Annotated in this window: 7 protein-coding genes; 4 read left to right on the top strand and 3 right to left on the bottom strand. The window is 52.9% G+C overall.

The features are described from left to right. Positions 1–58: 58 nt before the first annotated feature. Positions 59–1,057, top strand: a complete 999-nt coding sequence (gene dhaK, locus ACT53G_RS05035; RefSeq protein WP_476168865.1) for a dihydroxyacetone kinase subunit DhaK — start codon at positions 59–61, stop codon at positions 1,055–1,057. Positions 1,058–1,256: 199 nt separating this feature from the next. Further along, entirely contained in the window at positions 1,257–3,326 is a 2,070-nt protein-coding gene (locus ACT53G_RS05030; RefSeq protein ID WP_476168864.1) for a GGDEF domain-containing protein, read from the top strand. A 12-nt stretch (positions 3,327–3,338) separates the two neighbouring features. Here the strand turns inward: ACT53G_RS05030 and glnE are convergent, their stop codons facing one another. Continuing rightward, the gene (gene glnE, locus ACT53G_RS05025; protein ID WP_476168863.1) at positions 3,339–6,077 is read right to left on the bottom strand and encodes a bifunctional [glutamate--ammonia ligase]-adenylyl-L-tyrosine phosphorylase/[glutamate--ammonia-ligase] adenylyltransferase; all 2,739 of its coding nucleotides are present in this window, start codon (positions 6,075–6,077) and stop codon (positions 3,339–3,341) included. 118 nt (positions 6,078–6,195) lie between these two features. Between glnE and acs the strand changes: the two genes are divergently transcribed. Together acs and ACT53G_RS05015 are read left to right on the top strand one after the other, a co-directional pair. After that, a complete protein-coding gene (acs, locus tag ACT53G_RS05020; protein WP_313988254.1) occupies positions 6,196–8,172 on the top strand; it encodes an acetate--CoA ligase in 1,977 nt (658 codons plus the stop codon). Between the two features lie 302 nt (positions 8,173–8,474). Then, positions 8,475–10,049: a peptide chain release factor 3 gene (locus ACT53G_RS05015; protein ID WP_275355729.1), complete on the top strand. Its 1,575-nt coding sequence runs from the start codon at positions 8,475–8,477 to the stop codon at positions 10,047–10,049. 70 nt (positions 10,050–10,119) lie between these two features. On the opposite strand, the gene ACT53G_RS05010 is transcribed toward ACT53G_RS05015, so the two are convergent. Both ACT53G_RS05010 and ACT53G_RS05005 read right to left on the bottom strand, forming a co-directional pair. Further along, on the bottom strand, positions 10,120–13,170 hold the full coding sequence (locus tag ACT53G_RS05010) for an efflux RND transporter permease subunit (RefSeq protein ID WP_476168862.1): 3,051 nt from the start codon (positions 13,168–13,170) through the stop codon (positions 10,120–10,122). Then, positions 13,171–14,373, bottom strand: coding sequence for an efflux RND transporter periplasmic adaptor subunit (locus tag ACT53G_RS05005; RefSeq protein WP_476168861.1), 1,203 nt, complete (start codon positions 14,371–14,373; stop codon positions 13,171–13,173). It lies immediately after the preceding gene. Position 14,374: the final 1 nt, after the last annotated feature.

The raw sequence follows: 14,374 nt of genomic DNA, 5'->3' as shown, positions 1-14,374 counted from the left end.
CACTGGGTATCAGGCTTAGCTTAGCCAGCTGTGCACGGTTTTAATCACGGAGCGAAAAATGAAAAAATTTTTAAATCAGGTTGACCAGATGCTGATTGAAAGTCTGGCTGGCTTTGCCACTGCACATCGCGAGCTGGTGCAAGTGCAATTTGAGCCGACCTTTGTCAGCCGCAAACAAAAAGCACAAAACAAGGTCGTGCTGATTTCCGGTGGCGGTTCAGGCCATGAACCTTTGCACGCGGGCTATGTGGGCAAAGGCATGCTGGATGCCGCCTGTCCAGGCCAGGTATTCACCTCACCCACCCCAGATCAGATGCTGGCGGCAGCCGAAGCGGTGCATGCGGATAAAGGCGTGCTGTTTATCGTGAAAAACTACGCCGGGGATGTCATGAATTTTGAAATGGCGGCTGAAATGCTGCCGTTTGAGCATGCCACGGTGCTGACCTCGGATGACTGTGCCGTCGTCAATAGCACCTATACCTCAGGTCGCCGCGGCGTGGCAGGCACCGTCATTGTCGAAAAATGCGTCGGTAGCCTGGCGGAAAGCGGCGCTGACCTCGCTGCCTGCAAGGCGCTTGGCGATAAAATCAATCTACGCACTTCTAGCATAGGCGTCGCCCTGACCAGCTGCACGGTTCCTGCGGCAGGGAGACCCACCTTCGATATCACTGAAGCTGAAATTGAAATGGGGGTAGGCATCCATGGTGAACCAGGTCGTCGCCGTGAAGCCATGCGTGCAGCAGACGCCATCGTCACGGACATGGTCGCCGCGATTGTGCATGATATTGAAGCCAAGCAACTGCCTGGTGCGGGCGATATCCTGCTTTTGGTCAATGGCCTGGGCGCGACACCGCTAATGGAGTTATACCTGATTTATCACACAGCCGCAGAACAGCTGACCGCCAAAGGTTATCAAGTCACCCGCAGTCTGGTTGGCAACTACACCACCGCCATTGACATGGCAGGCGCCTCAATCACTGTATGCCTGCTGGATCAGGAAATCCTAAAGCACTGGGACAGCCCAGTGCATACCGCTGGCTTGCGCTGGGGCTGCTAACACGATTAGCTACCTTAAACGCTGACCCTAAGTCATTCCGCTCACAGGCAGCAAAGGCAACTGCATTAATTTATTTTAAATCGCCATTTTCTCGCACATTATGATTGCTTCCTGCTTGCGGCAGGTGTATGTTAATCCAAGGGATGCAAATCCACTGTTCATATCAGTGTGGACATAACAATAAACAAAAGCAGTATATTTGAGTGATGATGCATGGCAGCAACAAACCTGTGGCGGACTTCCTGAATTCAGATTCAGTCTCAGCTTCATTTTTCTGCAAATCAGACTGGACCGCCTGATGAAGCGCCTGCTCAACCACAAACAATCGCTGACGCTGGATGTCATGTTGCAAATGGCGATCAGGGTCAGCATCGTCATCGTCGCGGTCAGTGCGCTCACTTACTGGCACATCTACAAAACGCTGGTGGCCTCCACTATTGATGGCCTGGAACATTACATTCAGGAACGCGGCCAGCGTGAAAGTGCCATTTTCAAGTTGGCCGAGTCCAATCACCAGATTTTCAGGGCCACCTTTCTCGCGCACTGGCAACAAGATTTTTTCTACAATGACCACTTCTTCTGGCAAGTCTTTCAGCGCATGCCAGACCACACCATACACCTGCAAAAAAAGGCCTACGATGGCTTTTATAATCAATCCGGACTGATCAGCAAAGACGTCACCGCATATATCGGCGCCAAGGCCCCGATTGCCAATGAGGATTTCAGGAAGAAATTACTTCTGTCGTATGTCATGGTCGATCACTTTGGCACGTCGTGGACCAAGCAGTTTGCCAACTTGTATGTCTCCATGCCAGAAAATGTCAATATTGTGTACTGGCCAGGCATGCGTTGGGCTGACAACGCCAGCAGCAAACTGGATGTTCTCACTGAAGAGTGGGTTTACATCACCACCCGGCAGCGCAATCCTGAGCGCAAGAGTGTCTGGACTGGCCTCTACTTTGACCCGACCGCCAATGAATGGATGGTGTCACTGGAGACCCCTATTGATATCACTGAGACAAACACGCTGAATGTGGGGCATGACATTTTGCTCAATGCCCTGTTTGACCGCGTGTTTAATGACCATCTGTCAGGGACCTACAATTTTATCTTCCGCGAAGATGGGCGCTTGATTGCGCACCCGGCCAAAGAGACAGAAATGAACCGTACACGGGGCATGCTGATGATCCCTGACCTCAAAGACGGGCATTTGAGCCAGCAGTTTCAGGTGCTGACTCAATCCATCAAAAACAGGCAGCAGGCTTATTTTATTGTTGAGGATGATGACGCATTTCTGGCAGCCACACAAATAGAAGGCCCTGGCTGGTGGTTTGTCACGGTCTACCCAAAATCTTTATTGTCTGCACCGTCCATGAGTGCCGCCAGGTTTATCCTGATTGTCAGTGTACTGGCATTGGTGATAGAGCTGATCATGCTGTATCTGGTGATGAAGAAAAAAGTCATTCAACCGCTGGAGACGTTTATGGCAGCTTCCAGCGCCATTGAAGCGCAGCAGTATGAAAAAATCACCAACCACACCCTACCCTTGCCCTTTAAGTTGCAAAACGAGATTGGCAAGCTGGCGAGGATGTTCAAAAGCATGTCTGGCAGCTTGCAACAATACCGCAATGAGATGCAACGCCTGAACCATTCGCTGGAAGATCAAGTAAAAATCAGAACCCGGGCGTTGCAGCAGGCAAAAGACAAAGCGGAAAAAGAGGCTACCATAGACAGCCTGACGCAAATCCCCAACCGCCACTCTTTTTATAACCGAGCCAAAGCCATACTGCAACAGGCAGACCATACCGGTGCACCACTGTGCTTCCTGATGCTGGATATTGATTTCTTCAAAGTGATCAATGACTCTTACGGCCATCCGCAAGGCGACCAGGTGCTGATTGCCTGTTCACGGACGATTGAAAATGCCATCCGCGACAAGGACTTGCTGGGTAGACTGGGTGGTGAGGAGTTTGCCGTGGTCTTACCCGCCACAACAGCCGAAGAAGCGCGCGTGATTGCTGAACGCATCCGTACCTCGATCGCAGAGTTACGCTTTTTTACCCCACAGGGCGGCCATGAATTCAGCACGACGATCAGTATAGGTATTTCGTGCGCGAATGAAACGATTTATGCTTATGAATTGCTTTATAAGCATGCCGACCTGGCCCTTTATCAGGCCAAGCAAACCGGACGTAACCGGGTGATTTGCTACAACAGTCAATGGCAACCACCCGTCACAGACGCGCAAGCCTGGAATGCAGGCGAATAAAGCGTTTGTCAGTCAGACCTGGCCCAGCAACTGCTGCCCCAGTAACTGCTGCCAAAGTGCCTTGACCACGGTTCTCTGCGGCAACAATTCCGTATCCTCAACGATGGCTTCTTGCCCTTGCAATTTGGTGTGATGGATCAGTCTCCGGTATTCCCGGTAGGCTGTCGCCACCGCTTCCGCCATGGTTGCGGAGTCAATCAGCCCCAATTCGGCACAACGCTCCAGCAAGCCGATATTGCCAATATTTTCGGCCAGGCCGGGATGCTTAGCCCCGTGCAATAACACCAGATATTGCACCATAAACTCGACATCAATAATGCCGCCTGGCCCTTGCTTGAGATCAAAGCGGCCAAGCTTGGACTTGTGGGCTTCGCGCATTTTCTCGCGCATGTGCACAATATCTTGCTTGAGCGCAGTTGCATCTCGCGGCTGCACGATGATCTCACGGCGGATCTGTTCAAAGGCCGCGCCGATGTGTTCCAAGCCCGCCACAAAACGTGCACGCGTCAGTGCCTGATGCTCCCATACCCAGGCTTTATGATGCTGATACTCCCTGAACGCGGCCACCGTACTGACCAGCAAACCACTATTGCCATCTGGGCGTAACTGCAAGTCGGTCTCATACAGCAAGCCGGCATTGGTCAGCGTGTTAAACCAGGTATTCAGGCGCTGAGCAAAGCGCGCATAGACCTCCGGGGCCTGCTCCGCGTCATCTTCATATAGAAAAATAATATCCAGATCCGAGAGATAGCCTAATTCTTTGCCGCCCAGCTTGCCGTAGCCGATCACGGCGAACTGGGGCGTATCGCGGTGTTTGATCGCCAGGTTTTGCCACACGGTCTGTACACTGACCTGCAAGATCACGTCGGCCAGTGCGCTTAAGTCGTCCGAAATCGCCTCCAGCGACAACGCTGTCATCACATCCTGTGCCGCAATTTTAAGCACGCTGGCATGCTTGAAATGTCGCATCGCATCCATTTGCGCTTCCACATCGCCGTGCAAGGCTTGCATCTGGCTTAGCAGCTCGGTTTTCAATTGGGCGGCATCCAATCGCTTGAACAAGGTCTGCTTATTGAGCAACTCATCCAGCAAAATGGGGTGGGCAGAGACATACTGTGCAATCCAAGGGCTGGCGGCACACAGTTTGACGATCAGCGACAGGGCATCAGGAAACTCTGCCAACAAAGCCAGATAGCTGGCGCGGCGGCAAATACTTTCCAGCAAGTCCAGCGTGCGAATCAGCGCGGTATCCGGCGAGGTACTCTGTTGCTGAGCGGCTTCCCGCAACAGTAAAGGCATCAGTTGATCCAGTCGGCGACGGCTTTGCTCGGGCAATTGCTGGATGCGTTGGCTCGCCCGCGTCTGCTGCAACAAATGCACGATATCGCTGCCACGCGTATACCCTTGCGCAGCCAGCCATTGCTCACTGTCAGCGGCACTCAGCGTCCCTTGCCAAACAGCCGTTTCCTGTTGTAAATCCTGTTGCTGTTCGTCCTTAAAGGTTTCATCAAAAAAACGTTGTATGCGGTCTCTATGCAGATTGAGTTCGACTATAAAACTGGACCAGTCCGGCTGCTTGAGCATCTGCAGCAAGTAACCACGATAGGTCTCAGACTCAGGCAAATCCTGGGTTTGCTGATCGTCGATGTACATGAGTCTATGCTCTAGGTTGCGCAGATAGACATAACTTTGCTTGAGCGCAGAGACTTCGTCTGCGGGCAACATGCCGCGCATCGCCAAGCAGTCGAGCACCGCCAGCGTCGGCTTGATTTGCAAATCCGGCACTTGACCACCACGGATCAACTGAAACAACTGCGCGATAAACTCGACCTCGCGGATGCCGCCCCGCCCCAGCTTGATATTGTCCGAGAGCTTGCGCTGCAGCACATCGCGCTGAATTTGCAGCTTGAGGTCGCGCATGGAGGCATAAGCGTTAAAATCCAAGTACTTGCGGAACACAAACGGCTTGATCAGCTTGGTCAGCGCAGCGTCTGGCCCATGGACAACCCGGCCTTTAATCCAGGCGTAACGCTCCCACTCCCGCCCATAATTCTGGTAGTAATCCTCCAGCGCATCGAGGTTGCAAACCAGCGCGCCTTCCGAGCCAAACGGGCGCAAGCGCATATCCACGCGAAAGACAAAGCCTTCCGCCCTGACTTCATCCAGCGCCACAATGACCTTTTTACCCAGTCGCGTAAAAAAGTCCTGGTTACTGATGGACTTTTCTCCATTGGTGTTCCCTTCTTCTTCATAGGCAAAAATCAGGTCTATATCAGAGGAGACATTCAATTCACGCCCGCCCAGCTTGCCCATGCCGACCACGATCAGTTGCTGCGGCTCGCCCTTGACTGAGCAAGGCTGACCATAGATATCAGCCAGGCGGGCGTGGTAGAAGGTGATAGCCGCAGCAATTGCCGACTCGGCCAGCGCGCTTGTGGTTTCCACCACCTCGGCAAAATCCGCCAGACCATTCAGGTCACGCACGATCAAATGTGCCATCAAGCGCTGCCGGATTAAGCGGATTTGTTGCAGAAAAACAGATTCTTCACTATTTTTTTCAATTAAAAACAGATCTTTGACATCTTGATTCTTATATGTCTTATATAAGTTATCTAACAGATCAGTTACAAAATCTGGATGTTTTGTAACGAATCTGGCAAAAAAGGGGCTACAAGCAGCCGCATGCAGCAAATAGGCGGCCTCTGTAGACGCGACCTGCTTTTCTGTTAGAATTTGGGCAAGCTGTTGCATGGGCTGTGGCTCTAGTAACGGGATGTGTGCTCGGAGAGTTTGTCAATCAGAACCAAAATAATAACACCTGAGGTTCGCTCACACTTTCATTTTTTGACATTGATTTTTGGGGGACGCTATGTCTATCGAATCTGTACTTCATGAACACCGCGTATTCGCGCCGGGCAAAGAGTTTTCAAGCCAGGCCGCGATCGGCAGCATGGAGGAATACCAACGCCTGTGCCAGGAAGCGGCACAGGATTACGAAGGATTCTGGGCCAAACTGGCTCGCGAGCTATTAATCTGGCACAAACCGTTTACCAAGACACTCAATCAGGACCATGCCCCCTTCTACAAATGGTTTGAAGATGGCGAGTTAAATGTGTCCGCCAACTGCCTGGACAAGCACCTGCAAACCATCCCCAACAAAACCGCCATTATTTTTGAGGCGGATAACGGCGATGTGCGCAGTGTGAGCTACAAAGAACTCTACCACCAGGTCTGCCAGTTTGCGAATGGCCTCAAGTCACTCAAGCTGGTCAAGGGTGACCGCGTCATTATCTATCTGCCCATGGGCATTGAAGCCGTGGTCGCCATGCAGGCCTGTGCCCGTCTGGGCATTATTCACTCGGTGGTGTTTGGCGGCTTTTCTGCCAAAAGCCTGAATGAGCGGATTATCGATGCTGGCGCGGTGGCGGTGATTACCTCAGACGGCCAATACCGTGGCGGTAAAACGCTGCCGCTCAAACAAGCAGTCGACGAAGGCATTGCCATGGGCGGCTGTGACAGCATCCGCCATATGGTGGTGTTCAAGAAAACCGGCATGGACGTCGCCTGGGATAGTACCTGTGTCTGGTGGCATGACCTGATTGCAGGCCAAGCCGACACCTGTGAGCCGGTGATGGTAGACGCAGAACATCCGTTGTTCCTGCTCTACACCTCAGGTTCGACCGGTAAACCCAAAGGCGTACAACATAGCTCGGCGGGCTATCTGCTGCACGCCATGAACACCATGCGCTGGACCTTTGATATTAAGCCCAACGATATTTACTGGTGTACGGCCGATGTGGGCTGGATCACCGGTCACAGCTATGTCGCTTACGGCCCGCTTGCCATGGGGGCGACCCAGATTGTGTTTGAAGGTATTCCGACCTATCCGAATGCAGGGCGTTTCTGGGAAATGATTCAGCGCCACAAAGTCAGCGTGTTCTACACCGCGCCCACCGCGATCCGCTCCCTGATCAAAGCCGGTGAAACCGACTTTACCACGCACCCCAACCATTTCGATTTAGCCAGCCTGCGTTTGCTGGGCACCGTCGGCGAGCCCATCAACCCCGAAGCTTGGATGTGGTATTACGAACAAGTGGGCGGCAATCGCTGCCCAATTGTCGATACCTTCTGGCAAACCGAAACCGGCGGCCATGTGATAACCCCGCTACCAGGCGCGACCCCACTAGTACCAGGCTCCTGCACCCTGCCCTTCCCTGGCATTGATATCGACGTTGTAGATGAAACCGGCAAAGCCATTGCCTGGGGCAATGGCGGTCTACTGGTGATTAAAAAGCCGTGGCCCTCCATGATCCGCACCATTTACAACGATCCCGAACGTTATAAAGCCAGCTATTTCCCGGCTGAACTGGGTGGCAACCTGTACCTGGCGGGGGATGGCGCCGTGCGTGACGCTGACACTGGTAATTTCACCATCATGGGCCGCATTGATGACGTATTGAACGTGTCCGGCCACCGCCTGGGTACCATGGAAATCGAGTCTGCACTGGTCGCCAACCATTTGGTCGCCGAGTCTGCCGTGGTCGGCAAACCACATCCGATCAAAGGTGAGTCTGTGGTGGCTTACGTCGTACTGAAAGGCAAGCGCCCAGAAGGCGAAGAAGCCAAGAAGATCGTGGCCGAATTGCGTGACTGGGTAGGAAAAGAAATTGGCCCGATTGCCAAGCCGGATGAAATCCGCTTTGGCGACAACCTGCCCAAGACGCGTTCGGGCAAAATCATGCGCCGCTTGTTGCGTAGCCTGGCCAAGGGTGAGGAAATCACTTCTGATATTTCGACCCTGGATAACCCGGCCATCCTTGAACAGTTGAAACAGGCCGTCAATTAACCCTCTGCTGACGATGGAAGGGTTAATTATTCTGATTATTTTCGCAGCGGTGGCGATCTTCCTCATGCGAAAATAATCCGGCTAAGTGTTTGATTAGCCAACCCAGATTTTATACTGGGCGGCATACCTACTTGAATGTCAATTTGCGCAGTTCGCGTCTTTTCTGCTTAATTTTTTGGCAATAGAATGACTATTGCCAAAAAATTGCACAAAAACCCATCAAACTGCACGTCGTTGCCTTTTCAAGTCCCGATATAAAATCTGGGTTAAAATAGCACTTTTTTCCAAAGTGCTATTTTTTCATGTCCAGTCTGCAGCAAGAAGTTGAACGCCGCCGTACCTTTGCCATTATTTCGCACCCGGATGCGGGTAAAACCACCCTCACCGAAAAACTGCTGTGGTTTGGTGGCGCGATTCAGGTTGCGGGTGAAGTGCGTGGTCGTAAAGCCGCCCGTCATGCCACCTCGGACTGGATGGAACTGGAAAAACAACGCGGCATTTCCGTTACCTCATCTGTGATGCAGTTTCCCTATCGTGAACACATGGTGAATTTGCTGGATACCCCCGGCCACGATGACTTCTCCGAAGATACTTACCGCACCCTGACCGCCGTGGACTCGGCCGTCATGGTCATTGACTCGGTCAACGGCGTCGAAGCGCAAACCATCAAGCTGCTCAATGTCTGCCGCATGCGCGACACGCCCATCATCACTTTTATCAACAAGCTGGACCGTGAAAGCCGCGCACCGATAGAGTTACTTGATGAAATCGAGACCACCTTGGGGATGGAATGTGCGCCCATGACCTGGCCGATTGGCATGGGCAAGACCTTCCGCGGCGTCTACAGCCTGGTGAATGATAGTATCCTGTTCTTTGATCCCCGTGCTGAAAAAGGGACTTCTGAAACAATTCAAGGCCTGGATAATCCACGTCTGGACGAGCTGATTGGCTACCAGGCGCAAGAATTGCGCGTTGATATTGAGCTGGTCCGCGGTGCTTCAAACGAATTCAACAAAGAGCGCTATTTGAGCGGCAAGCAAACGCCAGTGTTTTTTGGCTCCGCGGTGAACAACTTTGGCGTGCAATCCTTGCTGGATGCCGTGGTAGATTTATCGCCACCGCCACAGGCTCGCAACACGGCGACACGCGCAGTCGCCGCCAACGAAGACAAGTTTGCCGGCTTTGTCTTCAAAATTCAGGCCAATATGGATCCCAAACACCGTGACCGCATTGCCTTCTTGCGCGTGTGCTCTGGCCGCTTTGAACGTGGCATGAAAATCAAGCAAGTCGCCACTGGCAAGATGCTCAACGTTAACAACGCCATCACCTTTATGGCGCAAGACCGCACCATCATGGATGAAGCCTATTCTGGTGACATTATTGGTATTCCCAACCATGGCACCATCAAACTGGGCGATACCTTTACCGAAAATGAGGCTCTCAAGTTCATTGGCATTCCGTCATTTGCGCCTGAATTTTTCCGGCGGGCACGGATTAAAAATCCGATGAAAATGAAGCAGCTACAAATCGGCCTCAAGCAGTTATCCGAAGAAGGTGCGGCGCAATTATTCCGTCCGCTGCTGTCGAATGACCTGATTTTGGGCGCAGTGGGGATGCTGCAGTTTGACGTGGTAGCACACCGTCTGGAGCATGAATACGGCGTCGATATGGTATTTGAGCCCTATGACTGCTATACCGCGCGCTGGCTCAAAGGCTCGGATGCGGATTTGAAAGCCATTGCAGATAAATATGGCTTTAACGTTGGCCTGGATAGCGCGGATGATTATGTCTACCTGGCACCCAACCGCGTCAACCTGCAAATGGCGCAGGAACGTTACCCGGATATCCAGTTTATGGAAACGCGCGAAATCGCCTAGCGAATCGCTTTATTATCCGTATAGCCTCTGTCATCGCGCCGTTAAGCACCGCTTACGGGGCGTTTTTCTGTTACTCGTGCGCAGTGTTTAGACGACTTTTGACGCGTTGCTCAAGATCATCCATCAGCGTATAAATCAGCGGTACGACAATCAGGCTTAACAAGGTGGAGGTCACCAGCCCCCCTATCAGCGCATAAGCCATGGGCGTACGGAATCCAGTCCCTGCCCCGGCGCCGATGATCACTGGCAGCATGCCCGCAATCATGGCAATCGTGGTCATGATAATCGGTCGGCTACGCTGCTGGCAGGCGGCAATGATCGCCTCAACTCTGGACAAGCCTGCGGAGCGACATTCAATGATGGCGTCGACAATAAGGATGCCATTTTTGCCGACGATGCCCATCAACATGAGGATGCCGATCACTGCAGGCAGAGAAAGCGCCTGATGGGTGAGCGCCAGCGCCAATAGCGCGCCACAGATGGATAAAGGCAAGGCCATCATGATGGTGAAGGGCTGCAAGAGCTTTCTGAACAGCAGTACCAACACCATCCACACCAGGAACAAGCCGCTCAGCATGGCCATGCTAAAGGTACTGAACATTTCACTCAGCATTTCGGAATCGCCAGTTTCACTGAGGCTGATGCCCGCAGGCAACTGCTGCAGGGTCGGCAATTGCCGCACCGTCTGCATCGCATCGCCCAAGGAAATACCATTCAGGTCGGCAGAAATGACGATTTGCGGCATACGGTCATAGCGCGTGATGCTGGCATAGTCATGCATCAATGACAAATTGGCCACAGCATCCAGCGCGACAATCTGCTGGGTATTGGTCGTCACCGGCAGCTGACGCAAGAATGCCAGCGCAGACTGCTCAGGGACTCTGACAGCACAACGGACCGGGACGGCCTGATTATCCAGCAACACATGTGCCAATTGCTCTTCACTGCCGCCTTTCAAGGCGATCTGCAGCTCCTCGGCAATCGCACTGGTGGTGACGCCCAGGCGCGCTGCTTCATGCGGCTTGGGCGTCACCACCAGATTGCTTTTCATGGCCGGCACCGTGGACAACACGTTAGAAAACGCCGGCAATTTGCGCATGTCATGTTCCAGTGCCAGCGCAGTACGGTACAAACGTTGCGAATCATGCCCGGTTAATACCAGACCAAAAGCCTTGCTGCCATTTTCATTTAAGGCACTCAGTCTCATATTGGGTACGCGGCGCAACTCATATAACGCTTGCAGCTTGAACTGATCGACACTGATGTTGCGCTGTGACCGCGCCACCAGCTTGACTATCATGGTCGCGCGATTGACTTGTCCTGCAACCATGGTCTCGGCGTCACGTCCACCAATCCAGGAATACACGCTGCTAACCTCAGGCTTGCTTAGCAAGGCTTCAGTCACCTGCTCAATCGCAGCATCGGTTTGTTTTAACTGTGCTTCCGCAGGCAGCTCCACCTGCAACATGAAAAAGGCTTTATCTTCTTGCGGCATAAAGTCTGCTGGCAAGATCAATAACAGACTGGCCGAAAGCAGCAGTAACAGCCCCACCAGCAACAGGCTGATCCGTCTATGCTTGAGCGACTGTTCCAACCATCCTTGATAAAAGTGATACCAGCGGCCTTGCTGTGCCACTGGCGGAGTCGACTTTAGAAAGTAGGCGGCCATCACCGGTGTGATGAAACGTGCGACCAATAAGGAGAAAAAAGTCGCCGTTGCGACCGTGATGCCAAATTGAATGAAATACTGGCCAACCAGCCCGCCCATAAAACTGACCGGGACAAACACGGCAATAATGGCAAAACTGGTGGCAATCACGGCCAGGCCAATTTCATCCGCCGCGCGCATGGCGGCTGGATAAGGCGCTTGGCCGTTTTCCATATGGCGGATAATGTTTTCAATCTCGACAATCGCATCATCGACCAAGACCCCGGAGACCAGTGACAGGGCGAGCATGCTGACCAAGTTCAAGGAAAACCCCAGCCAGTGCATGACAACAAACGTCGGGATCACAGAGAGGGGAATGGCAATGGCGGCAATCAGGGTGGCACGGGTGGAGCGCAAAAAGGCGTAGACCACCAAACCTGCCAACAACACGCCTTCCAGAAAGGACATCATGGCAGAAAAATACGTTTTTTTGGTAAAGTCGATCTGCGTCTGCACCCGCTCGGCCTGGATATGCGGCTGCGTCTCTTGCCAGCGCTGTATGGCCTGCTCAATCGCCTCTGCGACTTTTAATTCATCTGCTTTCGCCGTTCTATAAATCGCAATACCAATGGCTGGCTGACGATTAAGCCGCGTTAATTGCTGGGCAGGTTTGAAGGTATCAAGCAGATTGCCGAGGCTGGACAAGGTGACATAGCGATGCTCTCCCACAGCTATTTCCAGATGCGCCAGGGCATCCACGGACTGCGGATCCCCTTGCACGTGTAGCGATGTCTGTTTGCTGCCCAGGCTAAACTGCCCTGCCGGAGCCTGCGCAATATAGGCCTGTATTTGCTTATTCACCGTGGCGGCACTGACACCGAGTGCATATAGCTTCTCCGGTAACAGCTCAATGTGAATTTCACGGTCATAGCCGCCCTGACGTTCAATTTTCTCCACGCCCTCCACCGCCATTAAAGCGCTGACCAGGCCTTTGTCTACCTGTTGCGTCAGCGAGGGCAGTGAAAGCGTGCCGGATTGAAAGGCATAGGTCATTAATGGCGTATTGTCATCTTCGGACTGCTGGATCAGGGGTTCTCCCACATCGCTGGACCATTGACGGCGTAGGCTGGCAACTTTCTCGCGCACAAGTGACAACACAGTACGGATGTTGGTGCCATATCGAAACTCAATCTGCGTGACCGAGACGCCGTTTTCGATATAGGACGTGACATGCTTGATATTCGGGATATTGGCCACGGCATTTTCTACCGTGATGGTCACCTGCCGCTCAATGGTTGAGGAGGAGGCGCCCGGCAACGCAATCGATACCGAGACCACTGGAATTCTGACCGTGGGCATGCCGTTCACCGGCAAACGATGGAAACAATCCGCGCCCCAAACAAGCAGGATGAAGGTCGCCAAGGCAATCAGCAAAGGGTTGGCGATCGCCCAGGAAGAAAGCTTTAATTTCACTTAGTGTACTGCCGCAATGACGTTGACTGGTTCACCTTCGCGGATAAACCCGGCAAATTTATCAATGAGGCGCATGCCAGGGCTGACCCCTGCCAGTATCTCCAATTCCCCATCCAAACGCTGCCCGATAGTAACGGCAATGCGCTTGGCATGTCCTTGCTCGACGCTGTAGACATAATACTGGTCGCCTTCTACGGCAATGGCGCTATCTGGCACACGGATGGCATTGCGTTGCGGCAGGGTGACCAGCACGGTGGCGGCTTGTCCTGGGCTCAGCGCCGGGGCTTTGGAAAAAGCAACTTTGAGATGCAACATCTGGTTTTCATCGTGCACCATGATGCCTTTTTTACGGATATGGCCAGCATAGCTTCGTTCTGCATCCTTGATTTTCACCTGCACTGGCATGCCATGCGTTAAGGACGCAGCCACCTCAGCGCTGGTTTCGATGTCGACCTCGAGCGTGCCATCTTTGGCCAGTAAAAACTGGGATTGATTGGTTTGACTGAGCAATTGGCCAACGACCGCATTTCTTTGAATCACCAGCCCTGACACCGGGGCGACCAACTCTGCCTGTTTGATTTTGAGATCCGCTTCATCCACCTGCGCATTGGCTGACAACAAATCGGATAAGGCCATCCTTAAACGGTTGCGGGCGGTGTTAAGCTTGCTCTCTGCGGCCTGTTCGGTCTGGATACGTTGCTCCAGTAATTCTTTTGAAATCAGCCCATCCTCTGCGACTTTTTCACCGCGGACGCGTTCAGTCCGCGCCTGGTCCAGCGTTTTCTTGGCATCATCGAGCGCTGCTTCCGCTTCACTAAACGCCACAATCGCCCGCTGCTTGCTGGCAAGCGATTGCACCCGTTGCACTTTGGCCAATTGGGTATCCACCACCGCCAGTTGCTGACCGGCCTTGACGTGATCGCCCTCGTCAGCTAACACTTTGGTAATCCGGCCTTGCATCATGTCCGCGTACACCGGCACCTGCTCCTGGGCAACGACTTTACCAAACAACTCCAATGTCGAATTGAGCGGTTTGTTTTCCACGGTGATGGCTGTCACCGTCAGTCCTGCATTGCTGGGTCTGGCAGATTCTGAGTGCGTGCTAAAGTGCCAGACCATCAAGATCGAGGTCAGCACCACAATGGCTAAGGCCATGCGTGTGCGCAAAAACAGGGGCAATTGATCGATGAGCCGATTGTTCATT

The sequence above is a fragment of the Methylophilus sp. DMC18 genome, from assembly GCF_056314005.1.
The sequence above is the reverse complement of the archived record's forward strand: the minus strand, read 5'-3'. Positions and strand labels throughout refer to the sequence as shown.

Coding starts and splice junctions, on each gene's coding strand:
- dhaK (WP_476168865.1), top strand. CDS start 59: ATGAAAAAATTTTTAAATCAGGTTGACCAGATGCTGATTGAAAGTCTG.
- ACT53G_RS05005 (WP_476168861.1), bottom strand. CDS start 14,373: ATGAACAATCGGCTCATCGATCAATTGCCCCTGTTTTTGCGCACACGC.
- ACT53G_RS05015 (WP_275355729.1), top strand. CDS start 8,475: ATGTCCAGTCTGCAGCAAGAAGTTGAACGCCGCCGTACCTTTGCCATT.
- glnE (WP_476168863.1), bottom strand. CDS start 6,077: ATGCAACAGCTTGCCCAAATTCTAACAGAAAAGCAGGTCGCGTCTACA.
- acs (WP_313988254.1), top strand. CDS start 6,196: ATGTCTATCGAATCTGTACTTCATGAACACCGCGTATTCGCGCCGGGC.